We start from the raw sequence: 18,448 nt of genomic DNA on the forward strand, positions 1-18,448 counted from the left end.
TTAAGGTCATTCTTTCATATGAAATTGATTGAATAAAATAATGAAAAAAGGAATGCTCATTATGTATGAGTCATTCCTTTATCAATAGATTAACTTGTTTGTTTATTATTATGAGCTTCTTTTAATTTCTCTTCTTGTAAAAAACGATTCGTTTCAGCTACAACAATGCCACTTAAACCAATTAGCCCTATTAAGTTTGGAATCGCCATAAGTCCATTTGCAATATCAGCAAACGTCCATACGATGCCTAATTTTAAATTCGCACCAATAGCAATCATGACGATAAAGATAGCTTTATAATATCGTACAGCTCCTTCACCAAATAAATAAGCTACACACTTCTCACCGTAATATGACCAGCCTAAAATAGTAGAGTAGGCGAATAATATAATCGCGATACCGAGAATCATACTACCAGCAGTGCCAAATACAGATTGGAACGCAAGTGTTGTAGCTTCAACGCCAGTTTTACCAGATTTCCATGCACCTGTAGTGATTAATACTAGCCCTGTAATGGTACATACAATAAACGTATCTAAAAAAGTACCAGTCATTGAAACTAAAGCTTGTTTTGCAGGTGAATCAGTTTTAGCAGCTGCTGCGGCAATAGGCGCACTACCTAAACCAGCTTCGTTCGCAAATACACCGCGTGCCATTCCGATTTGAATTGCTGATGCAATTGTTGCACCGATAAAACCACCAGCAGCTGCAGTACCATTAAATGCACCAGAAAAAATAAGTGAGAATGCTTCTGGAATTTGATCGTAGTGATAGAAAATAATAATAAGGCCAGCAATGATATAAAAGAAAGCTTTAATAGGAACGATATATCCTGTTACTTTCCCAATTTTTTTAACGCCGCCTAAAATAACAATAGCAATTAAAAAGGACATGAATATACCAGTTAAAGCAGGAGGGAAAGAGAAATTAATTCGCATTGCCTCTGCTACTGAGTTAGACTGCACCATATTACCAATACCGAAAGAAGCAGTTGTACCGAATATAGCAAATAAAACCGCAAGCCATTTCTTACCTAAACCACGTTCTAAATAATACATTGGTCCACCTGAATATTCACCATTTTCATTGCTAACACGGTATTTCACCGCAAGAATTGCTTCGGCATATTTTGTTGCCATACCGAACAAGGCAGTAATCCACATCCAAAAGATTGCACCGGGTCCACCGATTGTCACAGCAGTTGCAACACCGGCTATATTTCCCATACCAATCGTTGCCGCCATAGCTGTCATAAGTGCTTGGAAGTGGCTAATATCTCCAGAGGAAGATGTATCTTCTGATTTTTTAAATGCTAGTTTGTGTGCGTATAATAGTTTACTAAACTGTAAACCCTTTAAACGCACTGTGAGAATGATACCAGTACCAACGAGTAACAACAACGTTGGTAATCCCCACACATAGTGATTGATTTGTTCTAATACTGTACTTACTGTCTCCATCTGTATTCTCCTTTTTTAGAAAAAATAAAAACCACTTCAAGTAAATGAAATGGTCTCTGGAGAAACAAGGGATAGAAAAATAAACCGATACAAATCGGCTTTTTCTTTCGCTTGTCTCTGTCCTTTTACCTGAGAGATTATCCGCTATAGTAGCGGATTTGCTCCTTCGGTGCTCGTTTTCCTCCGCGCTATATAAAGCGAGAGGGAGTCTCTCCAGAGATTCGTCCCCATGCAGTTCTACTTGTAACCAAGACCTGAGAGTTTCAAAGTTGGTTCAGCAACTTTTTGCCCCGTCGGTAGATCAATAGACCTTCTCCTGAATGGTTCATCCGAATTATAAAATTTATAAAAACATTGATTGTAAATCAATAAAAACATTATAGACAGACAAAATGTGAATTGCAATCTTTTTTTATTTTAAAATAGTAACCAGTTTTATTTTTTTGCAAGTCCTAATTTAACTTCAACTTCATTTAACGTAGATAAAGCGAGGACAATATGTTGGTCCGCAAGTCCTAAAGCATGTTTAGTATTTTCAACTGTTTTATTGGATGGAGTAGAGTTATTTGCTCCGTCTATAATTAAATCTGCTGCGTTTTTCATAAATTTAGAAGCAGTCTTAAATTCAGTTGCGAAATAAACTAGTTGTTTTTGTATTTGTACTTCCGATATATTTTCATTAATTTTCAAAGTATCTATTTCGTTTATAATTTTTTCGTATTGCTTGGAAATAGCAGTCATTGTGACTAATAGTTTATCTTTGTCTACTGAATCTCCGTTCGTGTTAATCTCTTCCCAGGCAGGCAACCAATCTTTTTCGATGATGTCATTATAATTTGTCGTTAATTCATCAATTTTTGGTTGTAATTTAGTTTTAAAAATTTTTGTATCAATTGTTTCTACGGTAGTTTTTTCGTTATTTTTTTTATCTGTGGTTGTGTAGAAAATCGTACAGGTAATAATAAAAATAGAAATAATTATTGACCATTTATTAAAAAATAATTTCTTCAATGGGTAATACCTCCAAAAATGAATATCTTTTAATTACAATATATAACAATAATATTGTTAATAATAGAGAATATAGTCTGGAATTGATTTAAATTATATTTTTTCTATACATAAATAATTAAAATAAGTAAAATGGTGAAAGTAATATAAGAGAAAAGAGGGTTTTTAGTGAAAATGAATAGAAAAAAACTAGTTTCAAATATTTCAATGGCCATGCTATTAGTTAGCTTATTTGCACTCATATATCTGGACAAAGAATCTAAAATTGAAGATTTTCCAGTACCAATGTCAGCAATCCATATTAACGATGATAATAAGCAAGAGGATTATAAATATATAAGTGTAATGCCTATTACAAAGGCAAGTGGATGGGAGAACTTAGGGGAAAACGGGCATACTGTTAGTTTTAAAAAAGGAGAGAGGAAGGTAACTGTATTACATTATCCAGGAGAAATTACGTATTACCTATTTGAAAAGTAAATGGAATGAGTCATAGACAACGCGATTTTACTAAGTAGTTTATGGCTATTTGTATTTTTAAAAAGAGGTTGAATCTATAAATTACAAGGTGTTTTGTTATAAAGAAGAGAATACAAAAATGGTATAAGAAAATAAAAGGAGATATATTCAATGGAAAACGAAGCCATACGTGCGGTTGAGGAATATCGTAAAGATTCAAATGCTGGTAACATTGAGAAAATAAATAGTTGGGTATCAGATGATTTTATAGGTTACTTTGGGTATTACAGTGATAAAGACTATGAGGTATACCGAGGCGATACATATAAAGAAGATAATATTGAAACTTTAAAAAGTTATGAAGGACAAAACCCTATTGGAAATATAAAGATTTAGCAAACAGTTTAAGAACGGAGAGCGAACTGATTTTATCTGCAATTGTAGATTTTTATGTGCAGGATAAAAAAGTAGCATCCGTTTTAGCGATGGAAGTTTTTAAGAAAGAAATGGATGGCTGGAAGTTATATAGACAGCATATGGAAAGATATGCTGTATGATTTGAAAAATAAATGATGATAAAAGTGAAAGGATGTAAACGCCCTTATAAGAGTGTTTACGTCCTATTTTTCTGTTTTTAATTCTGAATTATTCGAATTATAATATACGTATGGAATAAACTGATTTTTATATGGAAGTGAGGTGATAATTTGCCAAGTATAAAAAAAATAGGACGTTTTTGTCCTACAGATGATGAAGGATATATTATAAATGATGCACATATTGAAAAAGTGCAACCTATGTTTATGGAGGTAATACAGGAAATAAAAAATACTTGTTGTGAATTGTTACAGGATGATTTACACAGTGTTTATATAAGAGGTTCAATTCCAAGAGGGATTGGAATTGAAGGGGTTGCTGATATAGATGTAATTATATTGGTGCGAAAGGATCCAAAATTAATAGACTTAAGTTGGCGAGAGAAGCTAGAAGTTCAAAGTTTAAAAAAGTTTAATTGTATATCAGGAGTGGAGTTAAGTTTTTACAGTGAAAAAGAAGTGATAAATCCCAATCGTTTTTCTTTTATAAGCTTTATTATACAGACACATGGTGTTTGTATACTGGGGGAGGACGTAAAATTGTCTTTACCTAAATATAAAGTGAATCAAGAGTTAGCCTATGTACACCTTATTCAACTGCGGAAACAAATTGGACAAGCACGCAAAGAGTTAATACATAATAAAGGCGTGGAAGATATAGAAGATTGTTGTCGTTGGATAATGAAGATAATAATCAGGGCAGGTCTTGCACTAACGATTGATAGAGAAGGGCTCTACTCTAGAGACTTATACCCAGCATATATATTATTTAGTAAGTATTTTCCCAAACAAGAAAAAAATATGAGAAAGACATTACAATATGTAATTGAGCCGGTAAATGATATAAATGAAATTTTAATGTTTTTAGATACATTTGGTGAATGGTTGATAGAAAAAGCGGATGAGTTTTTGAATACTGTAGATAACTAGAATAATATAATTATATTATGTAAACAAAAAGAAATAGGGAGTAAAATTAATGTTCGTGTAGGTGGAAAAGTAGAAAGTATTGAAAGTGGGAAATGGATCGTATCATAAGGGGGAATTAAAAATGTTACTAAAAACAATCTATTGTAAAGTGGAAGAAGAGAAAAAAAACGTATTTTCAAAAGCACAAGAAAAATGGCGTGATATACAGCATCTAGATGGATTTCAAGGACAATTTGGTGGGTGGAATAAAGATGAGGCATGTGTATTTACTTTATGGGAAGATCGAGGTGCATATCAATCATTTATGAATGGTGCTCACGATACCATTTATGTAAATAGCAACCAAGAGGATACGTTTCTTTCATGTGAAATTGAATTGTTTCAAACGTTGTATGATATAACTGAAAAGCCTTTGAATGACGTTGTTACAGAAGGAACATTCGTAAGAGTTGCTATATGTAATGTAAAGGTTGGAAAGGAAAAGTATTTTTTACATAAACAAGAAACAATTTGGAATACAGGAATGGAAAAAGCAAAAGGGATGTTAGCTGGATTTGTTGGGAAGTCTTTAAAAACTGAAAATCGTTACATAGTGTTAACTTATTGGAAAGATGAAATGGCGCATCAAAATTATGTAGAAGAGATTTTCCCAGAGTTGTATAAACTAGCTAATATTCATGAGGATGTAGAAGATATAAGGGGTAAACAAGCTGTATGTAAGGAAGAGTGGCTTGTATATTAAGTGTTCAAAACGTGCATAAATGAATGTATAATAAAGATATTTTCTTATAAACGAGTAATTAATAGAAGACGTTATACACCCTTTCATGTTAATATATTTAAGTTATAATAGAAGGCTTACCCTTTTGTATTGTACGGTAGAAGCAGTGTGAGCTTGAAATTTTGTTTAGAAAAGGATGTGCCTAATTTGCGTATCAATAAATTTATTAGTGAAGCTGGAAAAGCGTCTCGACGTGGAGCAGATAAATTAATTAATGAGAGAAGAGTAATTATTAACGGTAAGGTTGCAAAAATTGGTGACCAAGTCAATCCAGGTGATGATGTACGCGTAAATGGAGAGCAACTTCGTATTGCACGAGATCACGTATATATTGCTTTAAATAAACCAGTAGGTATTACATGTACGAGTGAAAAAGCTGTAAAAGGTAACATTATCGATTTAGTGAACCATCCTTTACGAATTAGTCATATTGGACGTCTTGATAAAGACTCAGACGGTTTAATTTTGTTAACGAATGATGGTGATATCGTTAATGAAATTTTACGTGCTGAAAACAAACATGAGAAAGAATATATCGTTTCAGTAGATAAGCCAATTACACCTGATTTCTTAGAAAAAATGGCAGCTGGTGTGAAAATTTTAGGAACAAAAACGCTTCCTTGTGAGATCACACAGTTATCAAAATATGAGTTCAACATTATTTTAACGCAAGGGCTAAATCGCCAAATTCGTCGTATGTGTGAAGCTTTAGGTTATCAAGTATACTCGTTAAAACGTACGAGAATTATGAATATTGAATTGAATAATTTACCTGTTGGACAGTGGAGAGATTTATCGAAGAAAGAGAAACGACGTCTATTTTCAGACTTAAATTACGAACCACAAGATTGGTAAAATTGAGAAGAGGAAACCAAGAATCTATTTTTGGTTTCTTTTTTTATTAAATAAAAAAACTTTTTTAAACACTTGCAATAATAAAATGAATAGGATATAGTAAATAACAATTAATGGATGTACTTATAAAAGCAAAGAAAAGGACACGAGTTATTTTGCCCGGTTATACAGAGAGGGAAGGAAAGCTGAGAACTTCCTAACGCAGAAAAATAACTTACCACCTTAGAGCTGCACTAGGGAAATTAAGTATCTAGTGCCGTGTAAGCGACGTTATCGCAAAAGAAGCCATTATGTTTTTTGTGATGGGAATCTGGGTGGAACCACGAATATAAGCATATTCGTCCCTAATTTTTAGGGATGAATATGCTTTTTTGCATTCAATTTCATAATAAGCGAAGAAAAGGACACGAGTTATTTTACCCGGTAATACAGAGAAGGAAGGAAAGCTGAGAACTTCCTAACGCAGAAAAATAACTTACCACCTTAGAGCTGCACTGGGGAAATTAAGTATCTAGTGCCGTGTAAACGACGTTACCGTAAAAGAAGCCATTGTATATTTACAATGGGAATCTGGGTGGAACCACGGGTATAAGCACACTCGTCCCTATTTTAGTTAGGGATGAGTGTGCTTTTTATTATGAAATGGAGAGATGAAAAATGAAAGAACAAATGATTGAAATTAAATTTCCAGATGGTAGCGTTAAAGAATTTGCAAAAGGAATTACTTTAGAAGAAATTGCTGGATCCATTAGCAGTAGTTTAAAAAAGAAAGCAGTGGCAGGGAAAGTAAATAATCAGTTATATGATTTACGCCGAAATATTGAAGAAAATGCGGAAGTAGAAATCGTTACTATAGATTCAAGTGAAGGGGTAGAAATTGCAAGACATTCTGCGGCACATATTTTAGCGCAAGCTGTAAAGAGAATGTATGGCAATGTAAACCTTGGTGTAGGGCCTGTTATTGAAAATGGATTTTATTATGATATGGATCTTCGAAGTAGTGTGAACGTAGAAGATTTACCGAAAATCGAAAAAGAAATGAAAAAGATTATAAATGAAAATGTAAAAATAGAGCGAGTTGAAGTTTCTCGAGAAGAAGCAGCAAAACTGTTTCAAGAAATGAATGATCATCTGAAATTAGAATTGTTAGAAGCGATTCCTAGTGGGGAAAGTGTAACACTATATAAACAAGGTGAATTTGTAGATTTATGTAGAGGACCACACTTACCGTCAACAGGCTATTTGAAAGCATTCCAATTAACTAACGTTTCCGGTGCGTATTGGCGAGGTGATAGTAACAATCAAGTGCTTCAGCGTATATATGGCGTTGCGTTCTCTTCTCAAAAAGAATTAGAAGAGTATTTACATTTCGTTGAAGAAGCAGCAAAAAGAAATCATCGTAAGTTAGGTAGTGAGCTGGAGTTATTTATGTTTTCAGAAGAGGCCCCGGGAATGCCATTTTATTTACCGAAAGGACAGATTATCCGAAATGAATTAGAAGCATTTTTAAGAGAAATTCAAAAAGAGTATAAGTATCAAGAAGTACGTACTCCGTTTATGATGAACCAAGAATTATGGGAGAAATCAGGGCACTGGGGACATTACAAGGATAACATGTATTTCTCAGAGGTAGATAATAAAAGCTTTGCATTAAAACCGATGAACTGCCCAGGACATATGCTAATGTTCAAAAATAGATTACATTCTTATCGTGAATTACCAATTCGTATGTGTGAGTTCGGTCAAGTACACCGACACGAATTTAGCGGGGCATTAAACGGATTATTAAGAGTACGTACTTTCTGCCAAGATGATGCTCATTTATTTGTAACTCCAGAACAAATTGAAAATGAAATTAAATCCGTAATGGCGCAAATTGATTACGTTTATAAAACTTTCGGATTCGAATATGAAGTAGAGCTTTCTACTCGTCCAGAAGATTCAATGGGTGATGATCAGTTATGGGAGCAAGCAGAGGCGTCATTAGCAAATGTATTACATTCATTGAATTGTAAATATAGACTAAATGAAGGTGACGGTGCATTTTACGGACCGAAAATTGATTTTCATATTAAAGACGCTTTAAATAGAAGTCATCAGTGCGGAACAATCCAGCTAGATTTCCAAATGCCAGAGAAGTTTGATTTAAATTATATAGATGAGAAGAATGAAAAGAAAAGACCAGTTGTTATTCACCGGGCAGTATTAGGGTCTTTAGACCGCTTCTTAGCTATATTAATTGAGCATTTTGGAGGGGCATTCCCGGCATGGGTAGCACCAGTTCAAGTAAAAGTCATCCCTGTTTCAAATGCAGTTCATGTGCAATATGCAGATGAAGTTGCAAATAAATTAGCACAAGCTGGTATTCGTGTAGAACGAGATGTACGAGATGAAAAGTTAGGATATAAAATAAGAGAAGCACAAATGCAAAAAGTTCCTTATGTTCTTGTTATTGGGGATAAGGAAATGGAGAATGGAGCTGTAAATGTACGTAAATATGGGGAAGAAAAATCAGAAGTTGTTGAACTAAATGGATTTGTGGAAAGTATGAAAGAGGAAATAAATAATCGGAAATAGAGTTTGAAAAGAAAACACACTACTTCATAATGGTGTGTTTTCTTTTTTACCTTACAAAAATGTAAGGTAAATGTAAGCGAAATCGAAGGAACGAGTGTTAGAAAAGTGAGAATATGAAATAGGAAAAAGGTTTGCGTAACTCGTACAATACTTTCTGATTGAAAAATTAAAAAATTCTTAAGGGTTTACATGAGAAAAAGATAAGAAATATGTGAGAAATTAAATTTATACAAAAGGGATGGAGTGAAAGAGATGTCAATGAATGTAGTTACTGTAGAAAGTGTAGAAAAAACGTATGGGAAAAGAAATGAGAATCAGTCAAAAGCGTTAAGGGGCGTATCATTAAATATTAAGGAAGGGGAATTCGTCGGGATTATGGGTCCTTCTGGGTCTGGGAAAACGACACTACTTAATGTGATTAGTACACTGGATCAAGCGACAGGTGGTAGTGTGACAATAGCTGGTACAAATATTACTTCTATGAAGGGTAATGCATTATCAGATTTTCGATCTCAAAAATTAGGGTTCATCTTTCAAGATTTTAACTTACTAGAAAACTTATCAATTTATGAAAATATTGCTTTACCACTTTCTCTGCAAGGCGTACCTTCAAGTGAGATTACTGGAAAGGTAAATGAGGTTGCGAAGAAATTAGGGATTACTGAAATTTTAACGAAATATCCAACTGCTGTTTCTGGTGGACAAAAGCAAAGAACAGCGGCAGCTCGAGCTTTAGTACATAATCCAGCAATCGTATTAGCAGATGAACCGACAGGAGCGCTTGATAGTAAAAATGCAAAAAGCTTATTAGAAGCGATGCAAGATTTACATGAAAATCACAATGTAAGTATTTTAATGGTTACACACGATGCATTTAGTGCGAGCTATTGTGAACGTATTTTATTTATTCAAGATGGTCTTCTTTATAAAGAGTTAAAGCGCCAAGGAACACGGGAAAGTTTTTATCAAGATATTTTAGGTGTGCTCGCTCATATGGGCTCAGCTACTGAGTCTAAGTAGGGGGCGAGACGATGTTATTCAAATTATCACGTCATAGTATGAAAAAAATGTTAAAAGATTATATGGTTTTACTTATTGGTCTCGTTATTAGTATTAGTATCTTCTACATGTTCCAAACGATGGCGATGAATAGTGAATTTACGAAGGAAAATAGTCTTATTAGTAGTATTAGACTCGTATTCTGGGTAGGCGCCATCCTATTATCGTTTATTACTGTATTTTATATTATATATGCCAATTCTTTCTTGCTCACATTAAGAAGAAAAGAACTGGGTATGTACATGATGCTCGGTGCGAAAAAGAAAAAAGTAGCGCAATTATTATTTATTGAAACATTCGGTATGGGTATTGTCAGTATTATTATCGGGATTTTAGTAGGGATGTTACTTGCAAGTGTAGCAGGAAACTTTTTAATGAATGGTATGGAAATTTCAGCGAAAGGTAGTTACTCATCTGTATATACACCAGCAATCTTAGTTACAGCTATTTTCTTCTTAATACTATTTTTTATTACTGGTTTAATGAATAGCATCCGGTTATTACGCAAAACAGAACTAGAGTTAATTCGTGAAGATGAAACACTAGATGAAGTGAAGAAAAGTAAAACTCGTATTATTATAATGACAGTACTCGGTATATTGCTAGTAAGTACAGGATACTACTTTATGGTAAATATAAAAACATATGCCGAACTTGGTTTTATAATAGCGACAATCGTTACAACACTTGGAACATATTTTATCTTTAGTTCATTGCTCCCGTTTTTTGTGATGAAAATTAAAGGGAATAAAAAACGAAATGAAACGGGCTTAAATAGTTTTACATATGCACAGTTACGCTTTCGCGTAAATAGTTTATCAAGAGTATTAGGTACGGTAGCGATGTTAATTGCATTAGGTGCAGGAGCAATGACAGCAGGTATGGCGTTTCAAAAAAATGTCGGCATTATGACAGACTTTTCTCGTGTATATGATGTTGTAATTCATGATCCAAATGATCAAGATAAAGCGGCTTTAAAAGAAATGAAAATTGTTGAAGAAAGTAAGTACAAGTATAAAGTAGATGGAGAAGCGGTTTATTATTTACGTAACGACTTAACTGCGAAACCACCACTTGTTTCCGATCACTTTGATACAAAAACTTTAAAAGAGCCTGCTCGTAAACGTGTGGCTGAATCTTTAACTGAACCTGTATATTCTGCTTTGGAAGCTCCCGAAGCAGCGAATAAGCTGCCTCGTATGCCAAAAGATTGGGAAGATGCAGTTGTAAGAGAAATACAAATTACACATAATCAATTTAACGGAAAACCTGTAAGAATTGCTGATGAAGAACACTACAAAGCAGTTCAAGGAACGGAACATAGTGTAACATTAGCAATAGTAGATGATATGAAAAAATATAAACCATTGTTGCTCGATATAGATAAGAGGCAAAAAGAATTAATTGAAACAACAACAGGTACAAAAGTAGAACTATATACAAAAATGACAATTTATCAGTTTATGAACAGTTTCATGAGTGGAACAATGTTTATGGGATTTTTCCTTGGAATTGCCTTTTTAGCAATGATGGCAAGTTCGCTAATGTTCAAAATATTAACAGGTGCATCTCGTGATGTACGCCGTTATGAAATGTTACGAAAAATCGGTGTGAGACGTAGTATGTTAATAAAAAGTATATATAAAGAAATTTCATATTTATTTATCTTCCCAGCAATCATTGGAATTTCACACGTGTTAGTAGGGCTTAACTTATTCAGCTTTATACTAGTCGACCCGTTTGTAAAGGTGTGGGTGCCAATCGGGATTTTCTTAGTCATTTATTTCATTTATTACTGGATTACCGTCCAACTTTATAAAGGTATGGTAATGCCGAAAGAAGAAGTAGCGAAATAGTTTAAGAAAAAAGACTCTTGTATAAATGACAAGAGTCTTTTTATAATGTTCTCTATATAGAAGGAAAAGATTGGATAATAGTCGAAAAATATAATATAACTTCCAAGAAATGACTAGATTAATAAAATTTTGTCGAGAGAAAGGATATTAAGTATGAAAGAAATGCTACAGTTATTTCGCAACAAAGTGTATGCACGTTTTTTTCTAGCAAATATTTTAGAGCGACTCGGTTCTATGATTGCTGGAGTTTCTTTAATGTTTTATTTGCTAGATCAATACGGAAAACAACCAGTTTACGCAACGATGACACAAATTATGATGGCATTACCTGCATTAATCTTTTTTCTATTAGTAGGGACAGTAGTGGATCGTTTTGATAGACAGCGTATATGCACGGTAAGTAACATATGTTGTTCGCTATGTAATATCGGAATTCTAATTTCGCTTTATTACGGGATGATTATACTCGTCTTTATATTTTTATTTTTGGAAAATGCATGTATACAATTTTTCTCTCCATCAGAACAGTCGATGATACAGGGAGTAGTTGAAGCCGACCAATACGGTGCAGCAGCAGGTGTGAATCAAATGGTGAATAGTTTGTATGCTTTGTTTGGTGTAGGAATTGCAACGATGGTGTACTGGACTTTTGGAATATACGGGAGTATTTTAGTAAATACGCTCACTTTTATTATGAGTGGTATTTTGATTCAAACGATCTCCATTCCAGAAAAAGTGCGTTTGCCAAACGGTAGAACAAAATGGAAAGAAGTTAATTTGAAAATGTTAATAACAGAGTTTCAAGAAGGGATCAAGTACATATATCAAAATGACACTTTAAAAAAATTACTTTTAGGATTTATCGTGTTTGGACTATTAAATGGTATTTTAAGCGTGTCCACAACTTACATATTAAAATATAAATTAGCACCAGCAACGTATGAAAGTTTAGCGATGGTGGGCGGTGTAGTTGGAGGGATTTCATTACTAATTGGAAGTATAGTAGCAACAAGTGTAGGGATGAAATATGCACCCAAGTCTATTATTGTCTTTGGTATGGCGGGCTCAGGGGTCTTTTTCGGTATGTGTTACTTTGTAAACCAAGTATGGTCTTTTTATGTATGTATCGCTTTTGCGACTTTCTTTTTACCGTTTATTAATGTTGCAATCATGGGCTGGATGTATGAAATTGTAGAAGAATCATTCATGGGACGTGTTCAAAGTTTACTTAGTCCATTAACGACAGGATTCCAGCTGTTATCTCTCGGTGCGATAGCGATGTTGTTCCCGAAATGGATTCGTGCAGATACGTTGTTTATTATTTTATTTGGTTTATTATTTTTTGTTACGTGTTTATATCAAACTATTTTACCTAGTGGGAAGAAACGGGTGCAAAGTATAGCTGAAGAGATGTAATATATGTGGTTTTTGAATTCTGAATATTCTATCTAACGGTAAGGGGAAATCGTTATGTTGATGCGAATTGCTAAATGGTGTGGCATTACTTGTTTACAACTAGTAGCTGCAATTTTATGTATAATTTGTCTAGGTGCGCTGCCGCGTTTATTTAAGGGATTGCAAATTGATTTAATCGGTTTTTGGAACACGATTGTATTTCTTGGAGAGAAGTTACTTCAACCAGGTGAAATTACATATGGATTTCGGGACTCAAGAAAATTATTTCCGCAAATATGGATTCATTACATTGAAACGATGATTGTATTTCTATCAGCGTTTTTACTATCTTTGCTTATAGCGTATATACTTGTCGTTTGGGTATTGCAACGTTCTCATATGAAACAGAAAATGTGGAACGGGATCTTTCTTACACTTGAGAGTATACCGGATATTTTACTTATTTTATTATCGCAACTTCTTGTTGTAATTCTTTTTCAAAAAACAGGATTTATGCCGGTCAAACTAGCTGGATTAGGGGAAGAAAGGATACGTTTGTTACCGATTATATGTCTTACAATACCAACAACATTATTGTTTATTAAACTGTTGTTATTACGATTTAAAGAAGAATTAGAGAAGGAATATAGTTTGTTTGCCAAGAGTAAAGGGCTAAGCTTACGGCATATTTTGACACATCATATTTCAAGAAATGTTTTATTGACGACAATTTATTATGCGAAAACAAATATTTTATTTATGCTTTCCAATTTATATATTATTGAATGGATATTTAATACATATGGTATGTTTGTTTTTGTAAAAGAAAATTCTAAATTAGAAATATTTACAGTGAGTCTAGTAATATTATATGTACCGCTTTTTATACTATTTCGTATATTACATACGCTTTTACAAAATGTGATAAAGGAGCGTGTGTAACATGTGGCAAGTTGTAAAAAGAGATGTGAGATTTTGGGTAGGTATTACTTTTTTGAGTGTACTAATGATTGTTAGTATTGGATATACGGTGTTTTTTGATGGGAATATTCGTGAACTCACGATGATGTATAACGAAAAAGGGGAACTAGAGGCAGCTCCATTTTCACCATCAAGTAAATTTTGGTTTGGAAGTGATGTGAAAGGTCGCGATCTTGTTCAATTAATAATAGAAGGCGCGAAATGGACAGTTGGAGCGAGTATAATTATAGCGATATTACGAGTTATAGTTGGAGGGGGAATTGGTTTACTTCTTGGTATGTATGGTAAACGTTCTTTTCCAGTTATTTCATCCTTTTTTGATCCTTTTAGTATTGTACCGATGGTTATGATTTCTTATTTTATGCTAAATGAAGTTTTAACGTTTGATAGTGGAGCAGAAGTTGTGCCGTTGTATTTGCGTGTGGCATTTCAAATTATAGTTCTTGTATGTCTTGCGGTACCGACGGTTATGTTGTATGTAGCGCAAGAAGTAAAGCGTATTAAGAAAGAAGAATTTATGTTGGCAGCTACTGTGCTCGGCGGAAGTAAGTGGCATAGGTTGAAGCGCCATATATGGCCGCATATATTACCATCATTTCTTTTATTAGTAGCGCAACAATTTGTGAGTGTACTATTGCTTCTTTTGCATCTTGGATTACTTAAGTTATTTTTTGGAGGAACGATATTATTTGGATTAGATGCAGATAGTGTAACAAAAGAATGGACTGGCCTAATTGGTCAAAACTTCCGCCATTTAACTACACATACATGGATAGTACTTATACCAATTGCTTTCTATAGTATGACGATCTTGTCAGGCAATCTAATTAGTAATAGTATGCAAGATGCGATTAAATTAGGAAATGTAAAAATACCTAAGAGTAAGGATAAAGAAGTAAAGGAAGAAAAACGAGTACAAACTAATGTAAATGATTTTTCTTTTTATAGAGAGATACAAAAATAAAAGAGATAGCTGAAGACAAATCGTTTTCAGCTATCTTTTTTGTTTATAGTGGTGGTAAATCAATCTTACCTTCTTCAAATAATTCTTTTATCATATGCTTCGTATAACCAGCGGCCTGACCAAAGGTGATTTTTGCTGGCATTGGTGCTTCGTTAGCATCAACAACAACATCAATAATACACGGTCTATTTTGCTTTACCGCACTTTCGAAAGCAGGAAGTAGTTCATCTACATTCTCAACACGGTATCCAATACCTCCGCACGCCTCTGCGTATTTTGCAAAATCAGGGTTAGTTAAGTCTGTACCAAATTCGATATTCCCCATAACTTCTTGTTCGAATTTAATCATGGCGATTTTATTATTATTTAATACGACGACAACGATTGGCAGTTTATATTTAACAGCTGTTACGAAATCGTTCATTGTCATTCCGAAACCACCATCACCACAAACAGCAAATACTTGTTTATCCGGGAAAGCAATTTTTCCAGCAAGGGCACCAGGTAAACCGCAGCCAAGTGTTGCGAGCCAGCTAGAAATAATAAATTGCTGATTTTTCATACGGAAGTGCCTTGCTGTCCAAACGGTTACATTTCCGACATCGACTGATAATATTGCATCATCATGAGCTACTTGTTGCAGTGCATGCATAACGCGTTGTGGCTTAATTGGAGTAGAAGTATCGTCTTCTTGATCGTGTAATTTTTCCTCCCACTTTTTCATCATTTCTTGATGATGCTCTAAGAAGGAATGGTCCTCGTGTTTTTCTACATTTTTAAATAACCATTTTAATGTTTTATCAGCATCACCAGCTAAGCCGATATCTGTAACGTAACGTTTTCCGATTTGGGCAGGATCAGTATCGATATGGATTGTTTTTGCTTTTTCGGGTAAGAAACCGGTGAACGGATAAGAAGTACCAACCATAATTAAAGTATCTGCATGTTTCATTGCATCATAAGAAGGTTTCGTTCCAATTAATCCTAATCCACCGATGCAAAGTGGATGTTCATCAGGGATAATCCCTTTAGCTGGTAATGTAAGTACGATTGGAGCACCAATGTGTTCCGCGAATGTAAGTAAAGATTCTCTCGCATGTTTCGCACCTTTTCCAGCTAAAATAACAGGCTTTTTCGCTTCATTTATTGCGAGTTTGGCAGCATGTAAATCTTCTTCTTGCGGAAATAATTCAGGTAATGTAAAAGAAGTATTTGTAACACGAGCACCACTTTTTACTTCGAATTTCGGAACATCATCTGGAATTGTAAGAACGGATACCCCTTTTTTCGTATAAGCCATTCGAATCGCTTGATTCACGACAGCTGGTAGCTGTTCTGCTGACATAATGCGCTGGTTATAAACCGCGACATCATCGAACAATCTTTCTAAGTTTACTTCTTGGAAAAAATCCGTCCCGAGTAAATCAGTTTCTACTTGACCTGAAATTGCTAGCACAGGAGCCTTATCGAGTTTCGCATCATATAAACCATTTAATAAATGAATAGCTCCAGGTCCTGCAATTGCCATACAAACACCAAGTTTCCCTGTTAACTTAGCATAGGCAGCTGCTGCTAGTGCACCAGCTTCTTCATGGCGAACTTGAATGAATTTAATTTTATCTTGTTTTTTTCTTAAAGCTTCAATGATAGAGTTGATAGAATCTCCAGGCATTCCGTATATGTGTTCTACTCCCCAGTCAATTAATAGGTCAACTAGTGCTTCACCGGCTGTTTTCTCAAACATAATTTTTTCCTCCTTATAATAGGTAGTTACTATTATGTTTTGGAGAAAAAGGAAAAATATACAAATGATAAAATATATTAGTTTTAATGGTGACCAGTAAATAGTGTAAATACTGTTATAAGTAAAAATCCACTAGTAGCCCACGTAAGAAATGAAAGGAAAGAGAGCTGTTTCTTTGCCTTCCAAAGCATTTCATGAATTGTAACATAGCCAAGGGAACCGATAGCGCTCCCCATAATGAGTCCTTGCAAATGTAGGGCTTTTCCTTCCATCAAAATGCCAAAAACAGTACCGGTACCGAGGATAAGGGAAAGTAATAAAGTTGTTAATAAAAAGGAAATATATTTATGTTTTGTAAAGAGGAAGGGGATAATTAAAGCTAATCCTTCAGGAATATGGTGAATTACAATCGCAAGTAAGAAAGGAATGGCAGAATCATTATGATTTATAAATGCTGTACCTAGTGCAAAGCCACTCGGCAAATTATGAATAAATATAGCAAAAGAAAGAAAAAGGAAAGTTTGCCATGCTTGTTGATCTTTTTTATGTATCATTGGATGATGACAATAGTTATCTAATAAGCTCATAACTAAAATACCGATAGCTATACCGAGCATAGGGCCAATTATTTCATAGCTTGCAAAAGTTTCGGGAATAATCTCAAGGGATAAAAGCCCGAGCAAAATTCCGCCGCATAATGCATATAAACGATGCATTTTTTCTTCAATTAGCTGACGCGTAGCAATGCCGACAGCACCGCCTAATAGTAATCCACCTAATGAAAAAAATGTAACTATCATAGGAATCCATAATCGTTCCATCATATCACACTCCGATTCTTCCACTTATTTTTAGCTTACGAAAAGGAAAGTTAGATTAGTCCAAGTAATTGTGTTTGATTATAGAGAAAAAACTAATAATTCGTTATAATTTATATATTAAATTTAGGTGGAAAATGAAATGGGGAATACAATTGCAAATAAAATGGAGTCTATCTGAATATGAAAATCCAAAACGATATGATATAGAAAATAAAAGTTTGTCAGATTTTCCGTTTTTACAATCATGGGCACAAAAACTAAGTATACAAAATGAATGGATTCTAGATATTGCCTGCGGAACAGGAAGGGTTACAATTCCATTTATCGAAAACGGATATCAAATGATTGGCGTAGATATACATGAAGGTATGCTTGCTGAAGCGAAGAGAAAGTCTACGGAGTGTAAAAAAGTAAAATGGCTACAACAAGACTGCTTACAATTAAAGATTGAAGAAACGATTCCGTTAGCATTTATGGTTGGCCACGGATTTCAGCATTTTCTTACGAATACTGATCAAAATAATTTATTAACATCTATTCATCATGTGTTAGCTGATAATGGTATATTTATATTCGATACACGTTTTCCTTCAAAAGAAGAATTAATACAACCATCTACAGAAGAATATTGGACAACTATTAGTGATGAAAAGGGAAGAAAATGTGATTTATATACTGAAATGACATATGATTCAATTCAGCAAATACAGCACTATATAACAACAAGAAGTTTTTATGAGGATGATGGGCAAGTAGAGGAACTGAAAACAACGATTGATCTTCGCTATACATATCCGCAGGAGTTAGACAGATTATTAGCAGCGAATGGATTTGAATTATTACATATATATAATGATTGGGAAGGAAATGAGTTAGGGGAAGACTGCTATTCTATGGTAGTAGTTTGCCGGAAAAAATAGTGTTAGTTTTATATTAAGAGTGCAAGAAGCTTTTAAGGA

Annotated in this window: 16 protein-coding genes, 1 riboswitch and 2 other annotated features; of the genes, 12 read left to right on the forward strand and 4 right to left on the reverse strand. The window is 34.1% G+C overall.

The features are described 5' to 3' along the window. Positions 1-89: 89 nt before the first annotated feature. Both ACHZK0_RS11355 and ACHZK0_RS11360 read right to left on the reverse strand, forming a co-directional pair. Positions 90-1,460 (reverse strand): alanine/glycine:cation symporter family protein, encoded by a 1,371-nt coding sequence (locus tag ACHZK0_RS11355; protein ID WP_262742896.1) that lies wholly within the window; start codon positions 1,458-1,460, stop codon positions 90-92. A 107-nt stretch (positions 1,461-1,567) separates the two neighbouring features. Next, a riboswitch (glycine riboswitch) is annotated at positions 1,568-1,687 on the reverse strand. Positions 1,688-1,895: 208 nt separating this feature from the next. Further along, the gene (locus tag ACHZK0_RS11360; RefSeq protein WP_395761555.1) at positions 1,896-2,471 is read right to left on the reverse strand and encodes a hypothetical protein; all 576 of its coding nucleotides are present in this window, start codon (positions 2,469-2,471) and stop codon (positions 1,896-1,898) included. 174 nt (positions 2,472-2,645) lie between these two features. Between ACHZK0_RS11360 and ACHZK0_RS11365 the strand changes: the two genes are divergently transcribed. The 11 genes from ACHZK0_RS11365 to ACHZK0_RS11415 all read left to right on the forward strand — a co-directional run bounded on the left by ACHZK0_RS11365 (position 2,646) and on the right by ACHZK0_RS11415 (position 14,924). Then, entirely contained in the window at positions 2,646-2,951 is a 306-nt protein-coding gene (locus ACHZK0_RS11365) for a hypothetical protein (protein ID WP_395761709.1), read from the forward strand. 150 nt (positions 2,952-3,101) lie between these two features. Further along, entirely contained in the window at positions 3,102-3,326 is a 225-nt protein-coding gene (locus ACHZK0_RS11370) for a hypothetical protein (RefSeq protein WP_395761556.1), read from the forward strand. A 311-nt stretch (positions 3,327-3,637) separates the two neighbouring features. Next, entirely contained in the window at positions 3,638-4,456 is an 819-nt protein-coding gene (locus tag ACHZK0_RS11375) for a nucleotidyltransferase (RefSeq protein WP_262742794.1), read from the forward strand. Positions 4,457-4,577: 121 nt separating this feature from the next. Continuing rightward, positions 4,578-5,198 carry a DUF4937 domain-containing protein gene (locus ACHZK0_RS11380; RefSeq protein ID WP_395761557.1) on the forward strand — a complete coding sequence of 207 codons (621 nt, stop codon included), beginning with the start codon at positions 4,578-4,580 and terminating at the stop codon, positions 5,196-5,198. Between the two features lie 186 nt (positions 5,199-5,384). After that, positions 5,385-6,092 (forward strand): pseudouridine synthase, encoded by a 708-nt coding sequence (locus ACHZK0_RS11385; RefSeq protein WP_395761558.1) that lies wholly within the window; start codon positions 5,385-5,387, stop codon positions 6,090-6,092. A 125-nt stretch (positions 6,093-6,217) separates the two neighbouring features. Beyond that, positions 6,218-6,441: a binding site (T-box leader), on the forward strand. 37 nt (positions 6,442-6,478) lie between these two features. After that, positions 6,479-6,701 (forward strand) — a binding site (T-box leader). 48 nt (positions 6,702-6,749) lie between these two features. Next, positions 6,750-8,669, forward strand: coding sequence for a threonine--tRNA ligase (thrS, locus tag ACHZK0_RS11390; protein ID WP_395761559.1), 1,920 nt, complete (start codon positions 6,750-6,752; stop codon positions 8,667-8,669). A gap of 252 nt (positions 8,670-8,921) precedes the next feature. After that, positions 8,922-9,689 (forward strand): ABC transporter ATP-binding protein, encoded by a 768-nt coding sequence (locus ACHZK0_RS11395; RefSeq protein WP_262742797.1) that lies wholly within the window; start codon positions 8,922-8,924, stop codon positions 9,687-9,689. 11 nt (positions 9,690-9,700) lie between these two features. Then, a complete protein-coding gene (locus tag ACHZK0_RS11400; RefSeq protein WP_395761560.1) occupies positions 9,701-11,584 on the forward strand; it encodes an FtsX-like permease family protein in 1,884 nt (627 codons plus the stop codon). Positions 11,585-11,728: 144 nt separating this feature from the next. After that, entirely contained in the window at positions 11,729-13,000 is a 1,272-nt protein-coding gene (locus tag ACHZK0_RS11405) for an MFS transporter (protein WP_395761710.1), read from the forward strand. A 54-nt stretch (positions 13,001-13,054) separates the two neighbouring features. Then, the gene (locus tag ACHZK0_RS11410) at positions 13,055-13,921 is read left to right on the forward strand and encodes an ABC transporter permease subunit (protein WP_395761561.1); all 867 of its coding nucleotides are present in this window, start codon (positions 13,055-13,057) and stop codon (positions 13,919-13,921) included. 1 nt (position 13,922) lies between these two features. Continuing rightward, the gene (locus ACHZK0_RS11415) at positions 13,923-14,924 is read left to right on the forward strand and encodes an ABC transporter permease subunit (RefSeq protein WP_270343784.1); all 1,002 of its coding nucleotides are present in this window, start codon (positions 13,923-13,925) and stop codon (positions 14,922-14,924) included. Between the two features lie 43 nt (positions 14,925-14,967). Here the strand turns inward: ACHZK0_RS11415 and ACHZK0_RS11420 are convergent, their stop codons facing one another. Both ACHZK0_RS11420 and ACHZK0_RS11425 read right to left on the reverse strand, forming a co-directional pair. Next, positions 14,968-16,668, reverse strand: a complete 1,701-nt coding sequence (locus ACHZK0_RS11420) for a pyruvate oxidase (RefSeq protein ID WP_395761562.1) — start codon at positions 16,666-16,668, stop codon at positions 14,968-14,970. An 83-nt stretch (positions 16,669-16,751) separates the two neighbouring features. Next, a complete protein-coding gene (locus tag ACHZK0_RS11425; protein ID WP_270343781.1) occupies positions 16,752-17,489 on the reverse strand; it encodes a ZIP family metal transporter in 738 nt (245 codons plus the stop codon). Positions 17,490-17,623: 134 nt separating this feature from the next. On the opposite strand from ACHZK0_RS11425, the gene ACHZK0_RS11430 reads away from it, so the two are divergent. Continuing rightward, a complete protein-coding gene (locus ACHZK0_RS11430; RefSeq protein WP_395761563.1) occupies positions 17,624-18,409 on the forward strand; it encodes a class I SAM-dependent methyltransferase in 786 nt (261 codons plus the stop codon). Positions 18,410-18,448 lie beyond the last annotated feature (39 nt).

Source organism: Bacillus sp. 3G2 (assembly GCF_044324725.1).
Classification (GTDB): domain Bacteria; phylum Bacillota; class Bacilli; order Bacillales; family Bacillaceae_G; genus Bacillus_A; species Bacillus_A mobilis.